The sequence below is a fragment of the Bradyrhizobium sp. CCBAU 11434 genome (assembly GCF_028128895.1).
GTDB classification, from domain to species: domain Bacteria; phylum Pseudomonadota; class Alphaproteobacteria; order Rhizobiales; family Xanthobacteraceae; genus Bradyrhizobium; species Bradyrhizobium zhengyangense.
This window is the reverse complement of record NZ_LBJX01000002.1, coordinates 269,161-290,298: the sequence shown is the minus strand read 5'-3', so window position 1 is coordinate 290,298 and position 21,138 is coordinate 269,161. Positions and strand designations below refer to the sequence as shown.

Sequence of the window (21,138 nt, the reverse complement as noted above, 5' to 3'; positions counted from 1 at the left end):
GAAGCGATATTGAGGGAGCAAATCATCATGGCGGCGCGAATCTACGCGCCAACCCGGCGGCGCTCAAGCGGCACCGTGAGTCCATATGCTGCCACATTAACAGGGGGTCGCCTAAACCATTGAAATTTCTTGATGCCGCTCCGATAGAACAAGACGGCGTTGACTTCAAGAATGGGGCGATCGGGCGCCTTTGACAATAGCACCGGGTCGCACCGTTCAACCCATTGAGATTCTTACTTGCGCAGCTTGGGCTTGTTCGCCGGCTCCGGCGGTGCCGCGGAAACCGCGAACGTCACCCAGGTGCTCCAGGTTGAAGCCCGGTTCTCCACCTCGATATCCTTGTAGCCTTTGATGTTGAGATATCCCTGGTAGCCATCCGACATCGGAATGATGAAGCCGACCTGAGGCCCAATCCCAATCGCGCGCCCCCGGAAGCCGCCGAGCTTGGCGCCGGGGCCACTGTCGTCGGTGAGCTGCTGGTAAAAATAGCCGGCAACGCCGATCTGGAAGTTCTTGCTCAGGAACTGTGAGGCCGCCCAGTCGACATGGAAGTCGATGCCGTTCTGATACTGCAAATACGGGTTCATCAGATTGTAGGTGACGCCTGCGACCGCCGAGAATTCGTGGCCGGTCTTGGGATCGAAATACGTGTAGCCTCCGCCGACGTCCCAAGCGACGAAGCCCAGATTGAGGTTGGCGAGGCGGTTCGGATCGTAGGTGCCGCTCGGGATGTTGCTGGTGATGTAGACCATCTCGCTGTGCACGCCCTGGTTCCACTTCAGGGAGCCCTGGTAGTAGACGTCCGACAGCGTCGTTCGGTTGTCCGTCACAGCCCCGGAGATGGCGTTACCGCGTGGCCCGGTCAGCGTGGCATCGACGCCAAGCCCGACATTGCCGGGGGCGGTGACGATCCCGAAGGATGCCTGGCCGCCGAGAACCGGCGTCGGGGAGACATAGGTGATTCCCAGCGCCAGGGCATCGCCATGCGCGTTCAAGCCCGCGACGACCGAGCCGCGCGCGCCGTTGCTGGTGACGAAGTTCTGCGAGGCACCGGCATTGGCTTGCAGATGCAGATAGATCGACGCGTAGGCCCAGCCCGGCACGGTCGGCGTCGCGGCGAGGCTGCCGAATATCCCGGGAAGCCAGAACCCGACGCCGCCCGCATCGGCAAAAGCGGGGGAGGGAATGGCGGCGACGGCCCAGCCGAGGGTCGCCATCAGCGCGCAACGTGCCCTTTTGCTCATGATGCTCTCCCCTGCTTAGAACGGATTGACGTAGTCGATGATCGAGATCTGCCGCAGCAGAACGCGGCGGAGCACGTGGCTGACCTTGACGTGGTCGGTGAAGATGGCCGCGGTTCCCGTGGCACCCGCAGGGAGCGCCTTCGCGAGTTCGGCGTCGTCGAGCGCCACCCGCACGACGAACGGGACGGTTTCGATGCCCTTGGGCGCGACCGCGGCGCCCGAGACCAGGGTCTGTCCCGTGGCGACGGCCTGCAACACGCTCTCGACTTTTCCTGAGAGCACGCGCCCCGGAACGTATTTGAACGCGATCTCCACTGCGTCGCCCGGTGCGACGTAGCGGGCATTGATCTGGTCGATCTCGACCGCGACCTGGGTGGCGGACGTATCGATGAAGGCCATCACGGGCGCGGCTGAAAGATTTCCGACGCGGGCGCCCTTGCGCAGCGCAACGTTGGTGACGTAGCCGTCGGCCGGCGCGCGCACCACGGTCTTGTCGAGATTCCACTGGGCGGATTGAAGCTGGGCCTTGAGCTGGTCGACTTCGGATTGCCGCTGCTCGACGTCGAAGCCGCGGCCCGCGTCCCGTTCGTACAGCGACGTCATCTGGGTCAGGCGCGTGCTCGACAGCTTGAGCTGTGCCTCGATCGCCTTCACCTGGGCGTCGTAGGGCGTCGGGTCGATCTTGAAGAGGACATCGCCCTGCTTCAGGGACGCGTTCGGCCGAACCGGAACGTCCATGACCTCGCCGGCGACGTCCGGAACGATCGAGACGGCATTGCGGTAGACCAGGGCCTTGCCTTGCGGAGCACCCCATCCCATCGGGATGAACAGGCCGACGTTCAGAAGAAGCAGCACGACAAGCGGCGAGGCCTTCCAGAACGCGTTGAACCGGATCGCGCCAAGCCAGACCAGCGTGAACAGCAGCGCCAGATAGAGCGCCATGAGGGCGATCATCATGACCTTGGCTCCACTGTCCGCTTCGCCGGGACGTCGACATAGGCCCAGATCATCGCGACCGGCCACAGCACGAAACCGAAGATCAGTGTGATCCAGCCGGCGACCGCCACCGCTTCGGCCCATGGATGGCCGCGGCGACGCGCGACATGCCCAGGAGTGGATCCCATTAGCCAGAAGACGAGCACGATCACGGCAAGCACGATGATCAGCACGACCCAGGCGAAGAGATCGAGACCGCTCATTGCGCCGCGATCCTCTCGATGTCCGGCAACCGCCATGTCTTGTCGAAGAGGGCCTTCTGCGGACCGTAGAAACGGAAGATGATCTCCCATCCTCCACCGGCCTTGGTCGGAACCCAGTTGGACTCCTTGCCGTCTGGAGCCTTCGGGCCGAAGAAGATGTCGGCCGAGCCGTCGGGATTGGTCTGCAGACCTGGCGTATTCGACCCCCGGCTCGACCACTTCGTGTCCTTGACGAGTCCATGCGTCTCGCGATCGTAGACCGTGCCCGACCAGTAGAGAGAGACCGGGGCGTTGGCCGGCACCGTCAGCCGATAGGTGCTTCCCCCGTCGAGCGCCTTGCCCTCCTTGTCCCGGATCGTGACGAGATAGAATTGGCCGGTGCCGAGGTGCTTCACGCTGGAGAATGCGAACGAGTAGAACGCGCCGCGGTCGTCGACCGGGTAGACGTTTGGCTTGGTGAAGAGATTCGCCAGCCCTTCGGTGACGTCGTGCGCGACCGGCAGCGCCCATTGGCCGCCTTCATAGAAGGGCGGCTTGAAGAGGCCTTCGTACCTGAGATCGAGCCACAAGCGGGCGTCTCGGGCCGCCTCCTCGAGCATCTTTTGCGCTTGAAGATTAGGATCGAACGGTTTGCCCTTCTCGATGCCGATTGCCTTGACCTGATCGATCATCGCCTTGTCGCGTTCGAGCCAGGTTTCCCGCTGGATGAAGCGATCGAGCGACTGGAAAAAGCGGATGTCGTAGGGGATCGTGCTGTCATACGTGGCGTCGACGACGTCGATGAAGGTCGTTGATGGCGGCGCCGCCGCCTGGGATAACGGGTAGAGTTTGATCTGCTTGGCGTAGGCGACCGCTTTGGCGACGTCGACGTCGCTGCCGCTGCCGACGTTCGAGCGCAGCAGCGCGTAGCCCATGTTGGTGTCGGACGCGAGGGGAATGTAGCCGTCAGGAGTTCTCTCGGCGTAGCCCGGCGGAAGGATGAGATACTTTCCGCCCTTGCCCTTGTCTGCGCCCGCCGGTCCCACGTCGTCGAGGGCGGCTTGCCAGGCATCCATGATCGTGCCGGTGATCTCGCCTCCGCGCGCCGGCGGGATTTCGAGCACCATCGGGCCGTTGCTCTTCGTGTCGATGAACGGCATCAGGTAGATCGTGCTGGGATTGGGCGTGAGCGTCTGGTTCTTCCAATCCGGAATTCGCGACCAGAACACGATCTGATTTTCCCTGGCTCCGGCCTTCAGCGCCGCCTGCAACATCAGGTCGAAGTTGACGGCCGGCATGCCCCAGATGACGGCCTCGACGGCGCGGCTGCGCACGCGGCTGTCATCTGTAGCCTGCGCGAAGGCGGCGCCCGAAATGCAAACCAGTGCGAACGCGGCGAGCAGTCCTTTTTTCACCGGAGCCTCCCTCATTCAGCGCTAATGCGCCGGCTCTAAATTCTTCTGCATCTTCTCGACCAACTGATCGATGCTGAAGCTCGAGGGCCGCTGGCTCGGCGGGTAATCCTTGAAGGTCGCGAGAAATGGCCCGACGATCGATTGCGAGGCCAGGAACGGCGCCGGGTTCGACATGAACCAGTCGTAGTAGGAATTCGAAGTGATATCGGCCCGTTCGAACGGGTCGGACCGTAAGTCAAACATTTTGGGAACCCGGAGTTTGGTGAACGGCTCGGCCCAGATTCGCATGGTGCCAGTCGCGCGCTGCTCGTCGAACACGATCTTCCAGTTTTCGTAACGCATGGCGACGAGATCGCCGTCGTCATCGAAGTAGACGAACTCCTTGCGCGCGCCGTTCGGTTGCTGACCCGTGAGGTATGGCAGTTGATTGTAGCCATCGAGGTGGACCTTGAAGGTCTTGCCCGCTACGTCATAGCCGTTGAGCAGCTTGCTTTTGATGTCTGGCTCGCCCGCCGCGGCAAGCAGCGTGGGCATCCAGTCGAGGCCGCTGACGATGTCGTTCGACACGGAGCCCGGCTGAATGTGGCCCGGCCAGCGGATCATGCAGGGCACGCGGAACGCGCCCTCCCAATTGGTGTTTTTCTCGCTGCGGAACGGCGTCGTTCCGGCATCCGGCCAGGAATTCTGATGCGGGCCGTTGTCCGTCGTGTAGAGCACGATGGTGTCGTTCGCGATGCCGAGATCGTCGAGTGCTTTGAGGATATTCCCGACGACCGCATCGTGCTCGATCATGCCGTCGGCGTATTCGGTCCTCGAGGTCAGGCCGGGCTGGTCACGATGCGAGTCCCGCACATGTGTGCGGAAGTGCATGCGGGTCGAGTTGAACCAGCAGAAGAAGGGCGTGTTCGCCCGTGTCTGCCGTTGCATGAAGTCGATCGCGGCCGCCGAGGTTTCGTCGTCGACCGTTTCCATGCGCTTCCTGGTGAGAGGCCCGGTATCCTCGATCGTCTGCTTGCCGACCCGTCCCCAGCGCGGCTGCTCGGTCTGATCGTCCCGGTCCGAGGCCTTGCAGCGCAGGACGCCCCGTGGGCCGAGCGTTGCAAGAAACCGCGGATCGCGCGGGTAAGTGCGGGATTCCGGATCCTCTTCGGCATTCAGATGGTAGAGGTTGCCGAAGAACTCGTCGAAGCCGTGCACAGTCGGAAGGTACTCGTTGCGGTCTCCGAGGTGGTTCTTGCCGAATTGGCCCGTGGCATAGCCGAGCGGCTTCAGCACTTCGGCGATGGTGACGTCGCGTGCCTGCAGTCCGACCGTCGCGCCCGGCATGCCGACTTTCGATAGCCCGGTGCGAAGAGTGCATTGTCCCGTGATGAAGCTCGACCGTCCGGCCGTGCAACTCTGCTCGGCATAGTAGTCGGTGAACATCATGCCTTCGCGGGCGATCCGGTCGATGTTGGGCGTCCGGTAGCCCATCAGCCCGAAAGAATAGGCGCTGACGTTGCTCTGGCCGATGTCGTCGCCGAATATGACGAGGATGTTCGGCCTGCGGCCGGATGGACCTGCGGTCGCAGCGGGAGAACCTGGTGCGGCCTTCTGCGCCTGCGCGAACGCGTCGGTTGCAATCGACGCTGCGACGAGCGCCGTTCCGCTCAGAAGGATGCTGCGGCGATTGGGATTTGACTGCTTCTTTTCGCTCATCGTTCACTCCCCTTTCTAACGACGCATCGGAAACCGACGTGACTGGTTGAGGTATCGATAGGCTCCGCATGGCGCGCCGCAGGCCTGTAGCGACGGCAGTAATTGGGCGCGCAAAGATGCGAGCCTCCCTTCAAGACTTTCCTTGGGATCTTGATGTGAGGCTGGCAGGAATCGAAGCTGGCGCTCTCGGGACCTCCGCGCGGATTTTGCGGGGTGCAACAAGCCTTGTGCGCATCGGCATCATGCCGGGCCGACCACCAATCGGCAGTCCATTCCCAAACGTTGCCTATCATGTCGTGGACGCCGTATCCGTTGGGCGGGAAAGCCGTCACCGGCGAGGTGCGTTCGAAGCCGTCCTCGCAGCGGTTTTCCAGCGGGAAGATCCCCTGCCAGGTGTTGGCCATGTGCCGGCCGCCCGGATTGAATGCGTTGCCCCAGGCGAAATCTTCGCCGTCGAGTCCGCCGCGCGCGGCGAATTCCCACTCGGCTTCAGTCGGCAAATCCTTGCCGGCCCAATTCGCGTAGGCCAGCGCGTCGCTGTAGGACACATGGACGACCGGATGGTCGTCCAGATCCTTGATATTGCTCTTGGGACCGTAAGGGCGACGCCAGGTCGCGCCCTTCATGAAAGTCCACCACTGGCTCCAGTCGTTGAGATCGGTCACCAGCGATGGGGGCGAGAACACAAGCGAGCCCGCATAAATCATCTCCGGCCGGGCGCCGGGATAGTCCTTCGGATCCGGAACGATCTGCGCCGTGGTGACGTGGCCGGTCGCGTTGACGAACGCCTTGAACTGCCGGTTGGTTACCGGGGTGCGATCGATCCAGAAGCCGTCCACGACGGCCCTGTGGCTCGGAGCCTCTTCGGGATAGTGATGGTCGGACCCCATTCGGAACATGCCGCCGGGAATCCAGATCATGTCGTCGGTCGATGCCTCACCTTGACGATCATGATCGCTCTCTGCCTGCAACATGATGGCGCCCATCCGCTGCGGCTACTGGCAATAATCCCAGAAGCCCTGCGTGCGGGAGGGATCCGTGTAGTACCAGCACATGCCGGGCGCCGGCGCAGCACCGGCCCACGCCGCTGCGGTCGCAGCGGTAACGACGCCGATCGCGGCTCCTGCCGCAATCGCGCCACCGGCGGGCCACCGATACCAGCCGGGGCGCGCCCAACGGACACCGCCGCCATTATAGCCCGGCCGAACGACCGTCGTTCGTCGCACCGCCACGTTGCCGCGTGGCCCGACTACCGCCGTGCGGCCGCGGTATGCCGCTCCTCGGGGTCCGACGACGGCGCCGCCTCGGTGTACCACCGCACCGCCTCGCGGCCCGACGACTGCACGCCCTCCCCGTGCGGCGGCTCGTACCTCGATGGCAGCGGAACTTGTATCTGGCGCCTGGATGACCGTTGGCGGAGGCAGGGGAGCCGCCGCGACCTTATCCAGCGATGAAACGGTCAGTGAGATTGTGAAGAGTGAGATCGAGACTGAACGACGGACAGTGCCGCAAACAATGTCACGCATGCTTCCAATTCCCTCCGGGGTCGCCCCGGGCCGAAATAAGAATTCTGGTAAGCATAGTTACGCAAACTACGTGGGCGTAGCTTAAACTCGGACGCGATCGCGGCGTTATGCGAATCGTGCCAAATCGTCAGGGGAAGAGGACGTTTTTAGATCGGGCCGCTTCTTGCGAGCGTTGCGGTGAAGCGTCTCGCGAGGGTATTCGCCGAAGAGCGCCCGATACTGCTGCGCAAAGCGACCGAATTCGAGGAAGCCGAGCTCGGTCGCGACATCGAGGACGCCGGTCTCATCGGGACTTGCCTGTCGCAGGCGGAGATGGACCATGGACAGCCGCTTCGCCCTCAGAAATTCGATCGGTCCGATCCCGAGGGCCTCGTCGAAGGCGCGATACAGGGTTCGTCGCTTGAGCTTGAGCTTCTCGCAGATCTCGGAGACGTGGACGGCCCGATTACCGTATTTATGGAGGTATCTTTCGACGTCGTGGACGATCCTCGTCGACGACGCGACGGGCCGCTCCCTGCCGGCCCCCGGCTCCATCGCGACGGGACCGATGAAGGCGTCGAGGACCGAGCGCTTCCAATACTCCGCGGCCGCCCCTTGAGGGATGCCGCCATGTTGCAGCCGGCCCGCAAGCAGCGCCAATAACGCGCCGAGCGCGCCAGTACGGCGATCCGTGAAGCGAAAGTGTCGGCGTTTGGTCCAGAACTCCGGATCCGAGACATGCTCCTCGGCCACGAACAAGTCCAAAATCTCCGCGGGGTCGCACATCACGCCTGCGAACCGTGCAGCGCCTTCGTAGAGCCTATCATGCTCGGCTCCGGGTGGATGCATGAGGACGTCCCCCGGGACGACGGTGTCGCCCAGGCTACGGGATCCTCCAACGCAGGCCAGGAGGGTCCCGACGACGATCTTGTCCGGGCTGAATACGCCGGTGGCGCGTACGCTGAGGGAGAACTGCCCGCGACTGAAAGCGACGTCCTCGATCCGTCCATGCAGGAGCTCGCCAGAAAGCCTTCCCCGCCCGAGTTGAACGATTTCGATCTGGGAGTTGCCGATCGGGTTCTTCAGAGTTTCGATGCTGTTGAAGCGCTCGGAGCGCAACCGAACGTCGTCTTGCGTAGTCCAGGCCCGTCCCACCTCGCCTCTCCCTACCGATAGGTCGCGTCGTGTCGTGGCGAACCCGCGCACGGCGAGTTCGCTCGTCCTGAAGTCTCGAATTCTCCGTTCTGGAGGTGGGGGCAGCAGCCAAAGCCTGGCCCCTCGCCGAAGCGCTACGGTGCGGCGTCTGCCGGCGGCATGAGCATCTCCCTCGCAGGGGATTCCCCTGCGACACGTATTCGTTGTTCTCGCTGGCGGGGTAGACCTTAGGGGGATTAACCTGTGTTGGCAATAAGCCCGTTGGTCGCAGCATCGGCGGGGTTTGTGCGCAAAAGATGCGTTGACGGAACTGGTTTCGTCGGGCGCGGCGTCATCAAACCCGCTCGTCACCGTCTCTTCAGACGTCGGGTGTCCGCGTCCCGGGCAAATCCAAGTTCGGCAACGAATGCCGAAAAGCGAGTGTAGGAGACCTTCATCTTCTGGCGGCTCATGAACTCCGCGTATATTCTAACCACGCGCTGCCCGCCGGTTGCAAATGTGCCTTCGCACCAACCGACTCGTTCTTAAACCGCGATCGACCCGTTCTTTGGGTGGCGGCATAGTCCAAAAACAAAGAGCCGCATCTCTGCGGCTCGGATTCTATTCGTCGCGATAGACCTTCTCGCGTTTCTCGTGGCGCTCCTGCGCTTCCACCGAGAGCGTCGCGATGGGCCGGGCCTCGAGCCGTTTCAACGAGATTGGCTCGCCGGTATCCTCGCAATAGCCGTAGGTGTTGTCCTCGATGCGCTGGAGCGCGGCGTCGATCTTGGCGATCAACTTGCGCTGGCGGTCGCGGGCGCGGAGTTCGATGGCACGGTCGGTTTCGGACGATGCCCGATCAGCGAGATCGGGGTGGTTCACGTTCTCCTCCTGCAGGGCTTGCAGGGTGAGCTTGGACTCTTTGAGGATCTCATCCTTCCAGGCGAGGAGCTTCAAACGGAAGTACTCCTTCTGCCGGTCGTTCATGAAAGGCTCTTTTTCGGTCGGTCGGTAGTTTTTCAACTTTTCCAAGGGCGGCCTATCTTTTTAAGCAACGACTCGCGAACGGAACGGGGTCCGTTGAGCCGGGGCTTATATAGCTACCCCTTGTGACAGACAATATTTCCTTAATGGCGCAGTTACCGCCCCCAAGCCCTTGCACAGGAAGGTTTATCCGGGAGAAGCCCGGGGGCGGCCAAAAGCCTAGTAGCCGACCGTAAAACGCTGCCTCTGATGGGCGGGTTTCTCGATCTCATCGGCGAGCGCGATGGCGTAGTCGGCGAAGCTGATCCAGCTCTTGCCGTTCGCATCTGCGAGAAGCCGGTCGGTGCCGAGTCGGAACTTGCCCGTCCGCGCCTCCTCGACGAACAGCGCCGATGGCGAGATGAAGGTCCAGTTCAGCTCCTTTTCCTGACGCAGCAGGTCGAGGAACGCGGATCCCGCCTCCGCCTCGGCCTTGTATTGGGCGGGAAACCCGGGGGTTGTGACCAATTTTACGCCGGGAGCGACCTCAAGGCTGCCGGCGCCACCGACAACCAGATAACGCCCGACGCCGGACGTCTTGGCTGCGCCGATCAGCTTGTGCGGGTCGCTCGCCAGGAAGTGCACGGAACTCACCGCAACGTCGTGCCCGGCCCAGAGCTTCGTCAGAGCGGCCCGGTCGAGCACGTCGCCCTTGGTCGGCGTGACGTTCGGCAGCGCCGCAATCTTTTCCGGGTTCCGGGCAATGGCGGTGACCGCGTGACCGCGACGGGACAGTTCCTTGGTGATCTCCGACCCGGCCCGGCCCGAGGCGCCGGCGACTGCGATTTTCATGGAAGGCTCCTTTGCTGCTATAGTAACTAACAGTAACTAGATATCGCAAAGAATGCTGGTGTTAAGAGCGCACTTTGTGCTTACCTGATTACGCACGAGTAACCAGCAACAACGGATGCCGAGCCAGGCAAGCGCGAGAGCCCGAGATGAAACCCAATGTCTATGCCTCCGAATGTCCGACGCGCCAAATCCTCGATCGGGTCGGCGACAAATGGGCCGTGCTGATCCTGCTGTTGCTGCGCGAGGAGCCGATGCGCTTCAATCAGTTACGTCGTACGATTGAAGGGATCTCGCAGAAGATGCTGAGCCAGGTTCTCAAGTCGCTCGAACGCGACGGCCTGCTCAAGCGGCGCGCTATCGCGACCGTGCCGGTGACTGTTGAATATTCGATCACGCAGCTCGGCGTGACGCTCGCCACCGCGGTCGATCCGCTGCGCGATTGGGCCGAAGAGAATCTGAAAGACGTGCTCGCCGCCCAGCGCCGCTACGACACGCAGCAAAAGGAGGAAGCGGCGTCGAGCCGTTCCCCGAACGCTCAGCTAGTTGAATAATGATCAGCCCTGCCCGGCCTTCGCCAGCTCGACCTCGACGCGCAGCTCGATCTCGGACAGGACGGAATCCAGGCCAGGATCGCCAGAGGACGACTTCAGGTTTGCCGCCGCATCACGCAGCCGCATCACGGTCGACTTATCGAGATTGCCCGACAACAGTCCCATCTTGAGATTGTCGAGCACGTCGAGCGCGGTCTTGCCGCGGGCAACCGAACGCTTCCGGCGTTCGACCGGATCTTCCTCGATACCTTGGAGTGCAAGCAGCCCGTCGATGTTGGCGGTGGCCTTCGGCGCAGCCGCGCTGCGCGTCTCCTGCGCCGACGAGGTATCCGGCAGCACGAAGGTGCCGGAGCTCGTCCGCCTGGCCTGGCTGGCCGGCGTCCCTAGCGTGGTGCCATTCGGTCCGTAGATGCGCATCGAAGCAATCCGGGTGATCGATGCGCCACATTCGCCGCATTATGGTTAACGACGCGTAAACGGCCCGGCAAAATCTGCCGGCACACGGCAGTTTCGCTCCTCAGCGACAACGGGCGCTGACATCGGAGGAAACAAATTTACTCAACCTATTCAATCGCCTAACCCCTCCGCTCTGCGTTGGCACAGCACTCGCAAGGACAGCGTCGGACCAGCTCGACATGGGAGTGTCGCAGACGGTCCGAGATGTGAGGAGGCTTCTCGGGAGCCTTGGGGAGCAGAGGATGCCAGGCGTTCGTTGGGTGAGGATTTTTGGGGTGGCCTGTGCCGCGCTGTCGGCGCTGGCGCTTTCGGTCGCGTCCGCGAACGCGACCTCACGCATCAAGGATCTCGCCAATATCGAAGGCGTGCGGCAGAACCAGTTGATCGGCTACGGCCTCGTCGTCGGCCTCAACGGCACCGGCGATACCCTCAACAACATCCCCTTCACCAAGCAGTCGCTGCAAGCGATGCTGGAACGCATGGGCGTCAACATCCGCGGCGCCACGATCCGTACCGGCAACGTCGCCGCCGTGATGGTGACCGGCAACCTGCCGGCCTTCGCCACGCAAGGCACGCGCATGGACGTCACCGTCTCCGCCCTTGGCGATGCCAAGGATCTGCGCGGCGGTACCCTGCTCGTCACCCCCCTGCTCGGCGCCGACGGCAACGTCTACGCGGTCGCGCAGGGCTCGCTCGCGATCTCCGGCTTCCAGGCCGAAGGCGAAGCGGCCAAGATCGTGCGCGGCGTGCCGACCGTGGGCCGCATCGCCAACGGCGCCATCATCGAACGCGAGATCGAGTTTGCGCTCAATCGTCTGCCGAACGTACGGCTCGCGCTGCGCAACGCCGACTTCACCACCGCCAAACGCATTGCGGCCGCGATCAACGACTATCTCGGCGTCAAGAGCGCCGAGCCGATCGATCCCTCGACTGTGCAGCTGACGATCCCGCCGGAGTTCAAGGGCAATGTGGTCGCCTTCCTGACCGAGATCGAGCAGCTTCAGGTCGATCCGGACCTCGCCGCCAAGATCGTCATCGACGAGCGCTCCGGCATCATCGTGATGGGCCGCGACGTTCGCGTCGCCACCGTCGCGGTCGCGCAAGGCAATCTCACGGTCACGATCTCCGAGAGTCCGCAAGTGAGCCAGCCCAACCCGCTGTCGCGGGGCCGGACCGTGGTCACGCCACGCTCCAGCGTCGGCGTCACCGAGGACGGCAAGAAGTTCGCCGTCGTCAAGGACGGCGTCTCGCTGCAACAGCTCGTCGACGGACTCAACGGCCTCGGCATCGGCCCGCGCGACCTCATCAGCATCCTGCAGGCGATCAAGGCCGCCGGCGCAATTGAAGCCGACATCGAGGTGATGTGATGCAGACCGGCATGATCAACTCTGCGCATCTCGCCACCGCCACCCTATCCCCGAACCCAGCCTTCTCGGTGGAAAGCCGTAACGGCCGGCCCGACTTCGAGCTTGCCGCAGCGCTTCAGAAGGTCTCGCCGCAGCAGCAGGCCAAGGCGCAGAAGACCGCCACCGATTTCGAAGGCATGTTCCTCAACAGCATGTTCGCGCAGATGACCTCGGGCCTGAAGGGCGAAGGTCCGTTCGGCGACACGCCGGGTACCGGCGTGTGGCGCTCGATGCTGACCGAGCAATATTCCAAGAACTTCGCCAGCGCCGGTGGCGTCGGCGTCGCCCGCGACGTCTACCGTACCCTGATCATGCAGCAGGCCAAAACCACTCTTCGTACGGCATAAGGTCAAACGAGATGAACCACTTCAACGCGTCACGTCAGCCGATGCCCGCGCAGCGCCCGAGCAACACGCCAGGCAGCGCCGAGGCGCGCAAGCTCGCCGAAGATCTGATGGATGCGATGAACGCCCTGCTCGGCCTGATCGAGCGCGAGACCGAACTGGTCCGCGCCGGCAAGGTCCGCGAGGCCATGATGATGGAAGGCAAGAAGCAGGAGCTGTCGCGGCGCTATGTCGTCGCCGTCGGCCAGCTGAAGGCGAACCAGGACAAGCTTGCAAAATCGGCGCCCGAGCTGCTGTCGACCCTGCACCGGCATCACGACGCCTTCCGCGCCATGCTCCAGGTCAACCTCACCGTGCTCGCGACCGCGCATGCGGTCTCGGAAAGCGTCGTGCGCGGCGTCAACACCGAGATCCAGAAGCGCAACGTGCCGAACACCTATACCGCGGCGGGCCGCCGTGCCACGCCAGGCCCGCGTCACATCACGCCGCTCGCGGTTAGCCGCACGCTCTAGGCACACACCAAAACCACTTCAAATTTTACGAAAAACCGCGCGGCAAAAGCGTCGCGCGGTTAGGCACGTTTCCTTACCGGGTATTCAATCCTGTTGTTCCATGGTTGCGTATTGAGAGGGGTTGGGATTTGACTCACGCGAGGCAACCAGGAGGCTGCCATGAGTACAGATTTCAGCATCAGGCCGGTGGGGATCCCGGCCCCCGTACAGATCGTCGCGACGTCGAATTCGGCGGCGAACGATGCCGTGCAAACCGATTTGCCGGTGCGCCAGACGGTCGCCGCAAGCGATACGAGCGCGCCTGCGAGCAATGATCTGCAGAGCAACGCGAACATCTCGCGCCAGGTCGTGTTCGACCAGGCGGCTGCATCCATGGTTTTCCAGGTCGTCAACGAAAAGACCGACGCAGTGGTCAATCAATTTCCCGACGAGGCGATCCTGCGCCGGCGAGCCTATTTCCACGCACTGGATTTGAAGTCGGAGCCCTCGCGTCCGCTCAACACGGACCTCAGCGCTTAGCGCCTGTCGATCAGCTGTCGAGCGTGGCCTGGGCGGTGTCGAGATAGCTCGAGCCTGTTGCAGGATCGGTGACGACGTTCTTGATCTGCGCCACGCCTGATTTCGTCAGCGTGAACTTCGTATTGCCGAAGCGGAACGAGGAATCCTTGATCAGCACCTGCTGGTATTGCGAGGTCCCGCCGCTCTGGTAGTGGATCTGCGCGCGGAACCCGTCGACCTGCGAGATATTGAGCGAGAATGTCTTGCCGTCAGAGTAGGTGCCGCTCCAGTTGCCCTGATAGAGCTGCGAATCGACCGGAACGTATTTGGACGAGCCCGAGGTGCTCGAAAGCGAGCTCGACTTATAGGCGGTCGACAGGATGCTCATGATGTCCGACATCATGGCTCTCCGTCACGGCCGGCCGGACAGACCGGCAGCGATGTTGCGGTTGATCTCGATCAGCGGACGGAAGTGATCGAACTGCGGGCTCATCTGCAGCGCCGCGGTCTGGCTCAACACGAACACGCTGATGTTGGCGATCTTCTGCCTGACGTCGAGCGGCTGCGGGTTGTTGTCGCGCATCGCCTCGCTGAGGAAAATGGTCCAGAGCTTGCGATTGAACAGCAGCGCCTGCGTAGTCTGCTCGCTGAACGGATCGGCGGCATTGACCGCGTCCTGGAGCTTGTTGGCGGCCTTCAACAGAGTCTGCGCCTCGATGTCGCGAGGAGATGCAGTGGTCGTTGCAACACGCGCGTAGGCCGAGGCAGCGGAATTCGACATCAATCACACCTTGGAAGCTTCCTAGCCCGTTGAACGGACTTAAGGATTTCTTTCCCAACCCTATGCAGTAGCGCTTAAGATTTGCTTACATGTGCGCCTGGAAGGACTCCGGATTATTACGGGTCGCGGCGTCCTTGTGAGCGCGAGGATAAATGCGCGAGACGCAAGCTGTAAACTTGCACTGCATCATGCGCATCGATCGCGGCTAATCTTGTCTTAGCGAACTCCCTCAAAAGAGCGGCGGAGCATTAGCCCCGCCGCGCCGTCTCAAGCTTCGTTCTTGCGTTCGCGGATTAGCGGAGCAGCTGCAGCACGCTCTGCTGCGACTGGTTGGCCAGCGACAGCGCGGAGACCGCGATCGACTGGCGGGTCGACAGCGCCTGGCTGTTGGCCGCTTCCTCATTGGTGTCGGCGAGCGTCAGGTTGGACGAGCCGGTCTGCAGCACGTTGATCAGGTTCTTCGAGAAGTCCTGGCGCACCTGCACGATCGACAGGTTCGAACCGAGCGACGACCCTTCCGAGCGCAGCGTGCTCGAGGCCGCGTTCAGGCTCTGCAGCACCTTGTTGGTCGCGCCGTTGTCGATGAAGTCGGTGCCGGGCACGAGATTGCTAAGGCCGAGACCCGCCGCGTTGAACACCACGCCGTTGATGCCGAGCGTGGAGCTGCCGGTCTCGTTGAACACCAGCTTCAGCGTGTCGCCATTCAAGAGGTTGACGCCGTTGAAGGATGAGTCCTGCGAGGTCGTGTCGATCTGCGCCAGGATGTTGTTGAACTGACTGACCAGGCTCGAACGCGCGGTCTGCGCCACGGGATCCTGCACCGGCGGCTGCGCAGTGGTGAAGGCGAGCACGCCGGTGAGCGTGCCGCCGACCGTGCCGCCCGCGGTGGACGAGCCGAGGGTCGAGGATGCGTATTCGTTGACGGTGGTCACCGTCAACACGCCGTTGGCATCGATCGTCGCCGTCAGGTGGTTCGCCTGAAGCTGGACGTTGAGCTGGTCGAGCGTCTTGACCGTACCGTTGGTGCCGTCGCCGAAGGTGACGTTGACAGGCGTGCCACCGTTGAAGGAGGTGAAGGTCAGGGTCTTGCCGCTGACGCCACCGACACCGGACTTGCGGTCCGCGCTGAACGCGGTCGCCGTTCCGGTGTTGCCGCTGAGACCGAAGGCGCTGAGCGCGTTGCCGGTGCCGGTGATCGAGAGGTCGGCGTTGATGCCGGTCGAGATCGAGAGCTGGCCGCTGGAGTTCACCGACGACGGGATCTGCCCCGACGTGGTGCTGATCGTCGCTGCGCCGTTGAAGAGGCTGGCGGTCTTCACGCCGGTCGCAAGGTCGATCGAGTTGAGCAGGTCGGTCAGGTTCGCGCTCTGCAGATAGACCGTCGAGTTGCCGTTGCCGTCGGTGACGACGTTGCCGTTGACCCCGTAGCCGGTGGGCACGCTCGCTGCCGATTGCGGCGTCTGCGCGTTCTTGAAGGTGATGGTGTGGCCGTCGACGTTCAGCGTCGAGCCGTCCTGGACCAGCGTGCCGAGCGAGCCCGCGGTCGTCGACCGGCTTGCGCTCACGCTGGCATTGCCCGCGCCGGTCGCGGCCGTCAGGCCGAGGGCGTGGAGGAAGTCGGCGTTGCCCGTCACGCTCAGGTCAGCGCCGGTTGAGCTCTTCAGCGTGACCACGCCGGCGGTGATGGAGGACGGCGTCTGCAGCGTACCGACAGTCGCGCCGCTGGTCGCGATCGTGGCCGCGCCGGCGCTGATCGTAGCCGTCTTGACGCCGCTGGCAAGGTCGATCGCGCTGAGGACGTCGTTGACGGTTGCCTTGGGTGCGGCCGCGGTTCCCTCATAGACGATCGAGTTGCCGTTGCCGTCGGTGGCGATGCTTCCGCTGGCATTGAGGCCCCAGCCGGTCGGCTGCGTCGCTGGCGCGGGACCGGTGCGGAACGTGACGGTCTTGCCGTTCACGGTGATGGTGTCGCCGTCTGTGGGGGGCGTGCTGAACGTGGTGGACGTGGTGGTGCCGAGCAGCGTGTCGGTACCGATGAGCGCGGTGCTGTTGTCGGCGGCATTCACCGCAGTACCGGTCGTCAACGTGCCGGCGGTCGATCCCAGCGAGGCGCCGAGCGCGGCGGCCGCCGTCACCGGCGTGACGCCGCCGGCCGCGCCCGTATAGAGCACATTGCTGTTGGCGGTCGCGCTCGCATACGAGGTCGTGCCGCGCAGGTCCGCCGGCGTCGCGCCCGGGATCGTGGTCGAGACGTTGGACTTGGTGGAGTAGCCGACCGTGGTCTGGAGCGCCTGGTTGGCGATCGATTTCGCGGAGTCGATCAGCTTCTGCAGCGAGGTGATGCCGGTATTCGCCGCCTGGAGCACCTGCACACCGTTGTTGATACCGTCCAGGAGGTTGCTGATGTCGCTCGCCCGGTTGTCCAACCCCTGCGCCGTGAAGAAGTTGGTGGGATTGTCGAGCGCCGTGTTGACCTTCTTGCCGGTCGACAGCCGTTCCTGCGTCGTGGCCAGCAAGTCGGCCGTCGACTGCAGCGACAACAGGTTCTGGCGAACTGACGCCGAGAGAACGATGTTGGACATTGGCAGGTCTTCCTCTTGAACCGGATACGAATCGGCCGCGCGGGTCTGGAAGCGGGCTTTTGTCCAGTTTTAGGACCTGTCCTTTAAAGTATGGTTAACGCCGGTTTAAGGGATAGGGTTAATGGCTGGTGTACGCCCTGCCCTAACTCGGAACGCAAAAAAGAGCAGCGGGGCAAAAGCCCCGCCGCCGGATTTTATTGAGTAATTTCAGCTTCTTATTAGCGAAGCAGCTGGAGCACGCTCTGCTGCGAGGTGTTGGCCAGCGACAGCGCGGAGACCGCGATCGACTGGCGGGTGGACAGCGCCTGGCTGTTCGCCGCTTCGACGTTGGTGTCAGCGAGCGTCAGATTCGACGAGCCGGTCTGCAGCACGTTGATCAGGTTCTTGTTGAAGTCCTGGCGGATCTGCACGACCGAGAGGTTCGAACCGAGAGCCGAGGCTTCCGAACGCAGCGTGCTCGAGGCCGAGTTCAGATTGGTCAGCACCCGGTTGGTCGCGGCGTTGTCGATGAAGTCGACACCGACAGACAGCGCGGCAAGGCCCAGACCCTTGGAGTTGTAGGTCACGCCGGTGATGTTCAGGCTTGACTTGCCGGTCTCGTCGAACACCAGCTTGAGCTGGTCGCCATTCAGCAGGTTGACACCGTTGAACGAAGAGTCGACCGAGGTCGTGTCGATCTGATTCAGGATGTTGTTGTACTGCGACACCAGATTGGCGCGGGCCGACTGCGCCACCACGTCCTGGACCGGTGTGGAGGCGGTCGTGAACGTCAGAGCGGACGTCAGCGTGCCGCCGATCGCACCACCGGCCGCGGTCGAGCCAATCGTCGAAGACGCGTAGTCGTTTGAGGCGGTGATGGTTAGCTGACCGTTGGCGTCGATCGTTGCGGCTAGGTTGTTGGCCTGAAGCTGCGAATTGAGCTGGTCGAGTGTCTTGACCGTACCGTTGGTACCGTCGCCGAAGGTGACGTTGACCGCCGTGCCGCCGTTGAAGGAGGTGAAGGTCAGGGTCTTGCCGGCGATGCCACCGACACCAGAGGTGCGCGCAGCGGTGAAGGCCGAGGCCGTGCCGGTATTGCCGGCGAGACCGAACACCGACAGCGCATTGCCGGTACCGGTGATCGACAGATCGGCATTGACTCCGGTCGAAATCTTGAGCTGGCCGGAGGTGTTGATCGACGAGGCTGTCTGGCCCGAGGCGGTCGCGAGCGTGCCGCTGCCGCTGCCGTTGAGCGTGAAGGTCTGCACGCCCGTGGCGAAGTCGATAGCCTTCAGAACGTCGGAGATCGTGCCGTTCTGCAGATAGACCGTCGAGTTGCCGTTACCGTCGGTGACGACGTTGCCCGACACACCCTGAGTGGCGCCGAGTGAAGCCGCAGAAGGCGTCGGTGCATCCTTGAAGGTGATGACATGTCCGTCGACGTTCAGCGTCGAACCCGACGAAACAAGCGACGACACGGTCGTCGAGCTCGTGGTGCGCGCAGCAGTTGCCGTGACATTGCCGGCGCCGGTCGCACTGGTGAGACCGAGGGCCTTCAGGATGTCGGCCTTGCCGGTCACGCTCAGGTCGGAACCGGTGGTACTTTGCAGCTTCAGCGCGCCGCCGCCCGTGACGGTAGAGGCGGTCTGCCCGGCGTTGAGCGTGAGGGTGCCGGCAACGTTGCTCTGCGTTCCGCTGGCAAGGTCGACTGCAGTCAGCACGTCGCCGATCGAGGCCTTCGTGGTCGAACCGAGATAAACGGTGACATTGCCGCTCGTGTCGGTGAAGACGTTGCCCGTGGTCACGCCTGCCGATGCCGCAACCTGGGTCAGGCCGGTCGGAATCGTGGTCGGAACGTCACCCGCAGCAAACGTGACGGTCTTGCCGTTGACGGTGAGCGTGTCGCCGGCCGCAACGCCGGCGTTCGCGTCGCCCGCAGCCGCGCCGTTCAGGAGCTTGGCCGCAGTCGTCGCAGCGTTGATGACGGTTCCCGTGTCGGATCCCGAAATGCCGCCCAGCGTGGCGCCAGACGTAGCGGCGGTCACACCACCCGCAGCACCGCTGTACAGCACGTTGCTGTTGGCGACTGCGCTGGCGAAGCTCGTGGTGCCGCGCAGGTCGGCCGCCGTCGCGCCGGCGATCGTGGTCGAAACGCTGGACTTCGAAGAATAGCCGACAGTGGTCTGCAGCGCCTGGTTGGCGATCGACTTTGCGCTGTCGATCAGCTTCTGCAGCGAGGTCAGGCCGGTGTTGGCAGCCTGCAGCACCTGCACGCCGTTGGCGATGCCATCGAGCAGGTTGTTGATGTCACTGGCGCGATTGTCGAGCGACTGTGCGGTGAAGAAGTTGGTGGGATTGTCCAGGGCCGAGTTGACGCTCTTACCGGTCGACAGACGGTTCTGTGTGGTGGCGAGAAGATCGGCGGTGGACTGGAGAGACAGCAGGTTCTGACGAACCGACGCAGAGAGAACAATACCGGACATGACTCTTACCCTTCTGGTTTACGCGTCTTCGTTCGATCGCTTCTGGATCGAGTGACCGGCACAGGGTGCGATGACATGGCTAACAAAGGGTGAAACGAACTTCACTCTCATAAGCGCCCGTTCACCATAAACCGTCGGGGCGCGCTAGCCGGTCTCGCAATCAATCTGAAATCGTTGGCGATTTTGCGCGCTTACTCTCCATTAACCATAACCGCTGGTTACTTTATCGATCGCTCCCCGCCTTCTCGAATGCTGTTCGCCGAACAATGGTGAACAAAAAAGCGGCGGAGCCGAAGCCCCGCCGCCGGATCTTGCTTGCGATGCGAGCTGCTATTAGCGGAGCAGCTGGAGCACGCTGTCAGCTTCTGCAGCGAGGTGATGCCGGTGTTGGCGGCCTGCAGCACTTGCACGCCGTTGGCGATGCCATCGAGCAGGTTGTTGATGTCGCTGGCGCGGTTGTCGAGCGACTGGGCGGTGAAGAAGTTGGTGGGGTTGTCCAGAGCCGAGTTGACACTCTTGCCGGTCGACAGGCGGCTCTGCGTGGTGGCGAGGAGATCAGCAGTAGATTGAAGAGAGAGCAGGTTCTGACGAACCGAGGACGAGAGAACGATACCGGACATAAGCTGTTACCCTTCTGGTACGCAACGCAACAAACTTCGATTAGGATTAATCGATGCCGGGACGGTGAACGTTGAGGGCTAACAAAGCATGAAGCGTGTCGCGCGAGTCTTTGCGCGGATTCACCATATACGCGCTCCGTGCCGGATCGAGCCAACCTGTATCGTCATGATCGGATGACGCTTTTCGAGTCAGCGACCGGACGTTTGCCACTTGTCAACCATAACTCACAGTGCGCAATTCGCTGCATTCGATTGCATCATCCCATCTGAGCGCGTCGGTACGGCGGCAGGACGTTTGCCATTTGTCAACCATACGGAGCGAGCTCTGCCTTCGAAGGCATCGTCCTTATCTGAGGCAGCGGCATCGTGATCCCGCGCAAAAAGAAAGCGGCGGAGCCGAAGCCCCGCCGCCGGATCTTGCTTGCGATGCGAGCTGCTATTAGCGGAGCAGCTGGAGCACGCTCTGCTGCGACTGGTTGGCCAGCGACAGCGCAGAGACCGCGATCGACTGCCGGGTCGACAGTGCCTGGCTGTTCGCCGCTTCGACGTTGGTGTCGGCCAGCGTCAGGTTGGACGAACCGGTCTGCAGCACGTTGATCAGGTTCTTGTTGAAGTCCTGACGAACCTGCACGAGGGGGGGGGGGGGGGGGGGGGGGGGGGGGGGGGGGGGGCCGAGAGGTTCGAACCGAGCGTCGAGGCTTCCGAGCGTAGCGTGCTGGAAGCCGAGTTGAGGCTCGTCAGCACCTTGTTGGTCGCGGCGTTGTCGATGAAGTCCGAGCCACTCACCAGCGAAGCGAGACCCAGACCCTTGGAGTTGTAGGTCACGCCGGTGATGTTGAGGCTCGACTTGCCGGTTTCGTCGAACACCAGCTTGAGCTGGTCGCCGTTCAGCAGGTTGACGCCGTTGAACGAGGAGTGGGGGGGGGGGGGGGGGGGG

The 21,138-nt window shown here is 62.8% G+C and carries 20 protein-coding genes and 2 pseudogenes; 5 read left to right on the top strand and 17 right to left on the bottom strand.

What is annotated here, in order from left to right; all coding sequences use genetic code 11:
* Positions 1 to 233 precede the first annotated feature (233 nt).
* From XI06_RS03535 to XI06_RS03490, 10 genes are all read right to left on the bottom strand, one after another.
* Complete coding sequence (locus XI06_RS03535; protein ID WP_237865787.1) at positions 234 to 1,217, bottom strand: SphA family protein; 984 nt, start codon at positions 1,215 to 1,217, stop codon at positions 234 to 236.
* Positions 1,218 to 1,259: 42 nt separating this feature from the next.
* Positions 1,260 to 2,201 carry an HlyD family secretion protein gene (locus XI06_RS03530; protein WP_237865558.1) on the bottom strand — a complete coding sequence of 314 codons (942 nt, stop codon included), beginning with the start codon at positions 2,199 to 2,201 and terminating at the stop codon, positions 1,260 to 1,262.
* Complete coding sequence (locus XI06_RS03525) at positions 2,198 to 2,443, bottom strand: DUF3302 domain-containing protein (RefSeq protein ID WP_237865556.1); 246 nt, start codon at positions 2,441 to 2,443, stop codon at positions 2,198 to 2,200. The genes XI06_RS03530 and XI06_RS03525 overlap by 4 nt, the downstream gene beginning before the upstream one ends.
* On the bottom strand, positions 2,440 to 3,837 hold the full coding sequence (locus XI06_RS03520) for a DUF1254 domain-containing protein (RefSeq protein ID WP_237865554.1): 1,398 nt from the start codon (positions 3,835 to 3,837) through the stop codon (positions 2,440 to 2,442). The genes XI06_RS03525 and XI06_RS03520 overlap by 4 nt, the downstream gene beginning before the upstream one ends.
* A 21-nt stretch (positions 3,838 to 3,858) precedes the next feature.
* The gene (locus XI06_RS03515; RefSeq protein WP_237865552.1) at positions 3,859 to 5,535 is read right to left on the bottom strand and encodes an arylsulfatase; all 1,677 of its coding nucleotides are present in this window, start codon (positions 5,533 to 5,535) and stop codon (positions 3,859 to 3,861) included.
* The gene (locus XI06_RS03510) at positions 5,532 to 6,509 is read right to left on the bottom strand and encodes a formylglycine-generating enzyme family protein (RefSeq protein ID WP_237865550.1); all 978 of its coding nucleotides are present in this window, start codon (positions 6,507 to 6,509) and stop codon (positions 5,532 to 5,534) included. The genes XI06_RS03515 and XI06_RS03510 overlap by 4 nt, the downstream gene beginning before the upstream one ends.
* 21 nt (positions 6,510 to 6,530) lie before the next feature.
* Complete coding sequence (locus XI06_RS03505) at positions 6,531 to 6,761, bottom strand: hypothetical protein (protein ID WP_237865548.1); 231 nt, start codon at positions 6,759 to 6,761, stop codon at positions 6,531 to 6,533.
* Positions 6,762 to 7,166: 405 nt separating this feature from the next.
* Positions 7,167 to 8,195, bottom strand: coding sequence for a helix-turn-helix domain-containing protein (locus XI06_RS03500; RefSeq protein WP_237872666.1), 1,029 nt, complete (start codon positions 8,193 to 8,195; stop codon positions 7,167 to 7,169).
* Positions 8,196 to 8,795: 600 nt separating this feature from the next.
* Positions 8,796 to 9,161 carry an RNA polymerase-binding protein DksA gene (gene dksA, locus XI06_RS03495; RefSeq protein WP_008554760.1) on the bottom strand — a complete coding sequence of 122 codons (366 nt, stop codon included), beginning with the start codon at positions 9,159 to 9,161 and terminating at the stop codon, positions 8,796 to 8,798.
* Between the two features lie 216 nt (positions 9,162 to 9,377).
* A complete protein-coding gene (locus XI06_RS03490) occupies positions 9,378 to 9,989 on the bottom strand; it encodes an NAD(P)-dependent oxidoreductase (protein WP_237865538.1) in 612 nt (203 codons plus the stop codon).
* A 146-nt stretch (positions 9,990 to 10,135) separates the two neighbouring features.
* Between XI06_RS03490 and XI06_RS03485 the strand changes: the two genes are divergently transcribed.
* Entirely contained in the window at positions 10,136 to 10,540 is a 405-nt protein-coding gene (locus XI06_RS03485; protein ID WP_237865536.1) for a winged helix-turn-helix transcriptional regulator, read from the top strand.
* Positions 10,541 to 10,543: 3 nt separating this feature from the next.
* Here the strand turns inward: XI06_RS03485 and XI06_RS03480 are convergent, their stop codons facing one another.
* The gene (locus tag XI06_RS03480) at positions 10,544 to 10,957 is read right to left on the bottom strand and encodes a flagellar assembly protein FliX (protein ID WP_237865534.1); all 414 of its coding nucleotides are present in this window, start codon (positions 10,955 to 10,957) and stop codon (positions 10,544 to 10,546) included.
* Between the two features lie 281 nt (positions 10,958 to 11,238).
* On the opposite strand from XI06_RS03480, the gene XI06_RS03475 reads away from it, so the two are divergent.
* The 4 genes from XI06_RS03475 (at position 11,239) to XI06_RS03460 (ending at position 13,777) form a co-directional block, all read left to right on the top strand.
* The gene (locus XI06_RS03475) at positions 11,239 to 12,363 is read left to right on the top strand and encodes a flagellar basal body P-ring protein FlgI (protein ID WP_237865532.1); all 1,125 of its coding nucleotides are present in this window, start codon (positions 11,239 to 11,241) and stop codon (positions 12,361 to 12,363) included.
* Positions 12,363 to 12,749, top strand: coding sequence for a flagellar assembly peptidoglycan hydrolase FlgJ (flgJ, locus tag XI06_RS03470; protein WP_237865525.1), 387 nt, complete (start codon positions 12,363 to 12,365; stop codon positions 12,747 to 12,749). Before XI06_RS03475 ends, flgJ begins: the two co-directional genes overlap by 1 nt.
* Before the next feature lie 11 nt (positions 12,750 to 12,760).
* On the top strand, positions 12,761 to 13,258 hold the full coding sequence (locus tag XI06_RS03465) for a hypothetical protein (protein WP_237865523.1): 498 nt from the start codon (positions 12,761 to 12,763) through the stop codon (positions 13,256 to 13,258).
* A gap of 159 nt (positions 13,259 to 13,417) precedes the next feature.
* On the top strand, positions 13,418 to 13,777 hold the full coding sequence (locus XI06_RS03460; RefSeq protein ID WP_237865521.1) for a hypothetical protein: 360 nt from the start codon (positions 13,418 to 13,420) through the stop codon (positions 13,775 to 13,777).
* Between the two features lie 10 nt (positions 13,778 to 13,787).
* On the opposite strand, the gene XI06_RS03455 is transcribed toward XI06_RS03460, so the two are convergent.
* The 6 genes and pseudogenes from XI06_RS03455 to XI06_RS03430 all read right to left on the bottom strand — a co-directional run.
* Positions 13,788 to 14,156, bottom strand: a complete 369-nt coding sequence (locus XI06_RS03455; RefSeq protein ID WP_237865519.1) for a hypothetical protein — start codon at positions 14,154 to 14,156, stop codon at positions 13,788 to 13,790.
* Between the two features lie 12 nt (positions 14,157 to 14,168).
* Complete coding sequence (gene flaF, locus XI06_RS03450) at positions 14,169 to 14,537, bottom strand: flagellar biosynthesis regulator FlaF (protein WP_057747396.1); 369 nt, start codon at positions 14,535 to 14,537, stop codon at positions 14,169 to 14,171.
* A 293-nt stretch (positions 14,538 to 14,830) separates the two neighbouring features.
* The gene (locus XI06_RS03445) at positions 14,831 to 17,119 is read right to left on the bottom strand and encodes a DUF1522 domain-containing protein (protein ID WP_237865517.1); all 2,289 of its coding nucleotides are present in this window, start codon (positions 17,117 to 17,119) and stop codon (positions 14,831 to 14,833) included.
* A gap of 218 nt (positions 17,120 to 17,337) precedes the next feature.
* Positions 17,338 to 19,581, bottom strand: a complete 2,244-nt coding sequence (locus XI06_RS03440; RefSeq protein WP_237872664.1) for a DUF1522 domain-containing protein — start codon at positions 19,579 to 19,581, stop codon at positions 17,338 to 17,340.
* 326 nt (positions 19,582 to 19,907) lie between these two features.
* Positions 19,908 to 20,201: pseudogene (locus tag XI06_RS03435) on the bottom strand (flagellin N-terminal helical domain-containing protein); the annotation flags it as partial.
* Between the two features lie 439 nt (positions 20,202 to 20,640).
* Positions 20,641 to 21,138: pseudogene (locus XI06_RS03430) on the bottom strand (flagellin); the annotation flags it as partial.

Coding starts and splice junctions, on each gene's coding strand:
- XI06_RS03535 (WP_237865787.1), bottom strand. CDS start 1,217: ATGGCGACCCTCGGCTGGGCCGTCGCCGCCATTCCCTCCCCCGCTTTT.
- XI06_RS03530 (WP_237865558.1), bottom strand. CDS start 2,201: ATGATGATCGCCCTCATGGCGCTCTATCTGGCGCTGCTGTTCACGCTG.
- XI06_RS03525 (WP_237865556.1), bottom strand. CDS start 2,443: ATGAGCGGTCTCGATCTCTTCGCCTGGGTCGTGCTGATCATCGTGCTT.
- XI06_RS03515 (WP_237865552.1), bottom strand. CDS start 5,535: ATGAGCGAAAAGAAGCAGTCAAATCCCAATCGCCGCAGCATCCTTCTG.
- XI06_RS03510 (WP_237865550.1), bottom strand. CDS start 6,509: ATGTTGCAGGCAGAGAGCGATCATGATCGTCAAGGTGAGGCATCGACC.
- dksA (WP_008554760.1), bottom strand. CDS start 9,161: ATGAACGACCGGCAGAAGGAGTACTTCCGTTTGAAGCTCCTCGCCTGG.
- XI06_RS03490 (WP_237865538.1), bottom strand. CDS start 9,989: ATGAAAATCGCAGTCGCCGGCGCCTCGGGCCGGGCCGGGTCGGAGATC.
- XI06_RS03485 (WP_237865536.1), top strand. CDS start 10,136: ATGAAACCCAATGTCTATGCCTCCGAATGTCCGACGCGCCAAATCCTC.
- XI06_RS03480 (WP_237865534.1), bottom strand. CDS start 10,957: ATGCGCATCTACGGACCGAATGGCACCACGCTAGGGACGCCGGCCAGC.
- XI06_RS03475 (WP_237865532.1), top strand. CDS start 11,239: ATGCCAGGCGTTCGTTGGGTGAGGATTTTTGGGGTGGCCTGTGCCGCG.
- flgJ (WP_237865525.1), top strand. CDS start 12,363: ATGCAGACCGGCATGATCAACTCTGCGCATCTCGCCACCGCCACCCTA.
- XI06_RS03465 (WP_237865523.1), top strand. CDS start 12,761: ATGAACCACTTCAACGCGTCACGTCAGCCGATGCCCGCGCAGCGCCCG.
- XI06_RS03460 (WP_237865521.1), top strand. CDS start 13,418: ATGAGTACAGATTTCAGCATCAGGCCGGTGGGGATCCCGGCCCCCGTA.
- XI06_RS03455 (WP_237865519.1), bottom strand. CDS start 14,156: ATGTCGGACATCATGAGCATCCTGTCGACCGCCTATAAGTCGAGCTCG.
- flaF (WP_057747396.1), bottom strand. CDS start 14,537: ATGTCGAATTCCGCTGCCTCGGCCTACGCGCGTGTTGCAACGACCACT.
- XI06_RS03445 (WP_237865517.1), bottom strand. CDS start 17,119: ATGTCCAACATCGTTCTCTCGGCGTCAGTTCGCCAGAACCTGTTGTCG.
- XI06_RS03440 (WP_237872664.1), bottom strand. CDS start 19,581: ATGTCCGGTATTGTTCTCTCTGCGTCGGTTCGTCAGAACCTGCTGTCT.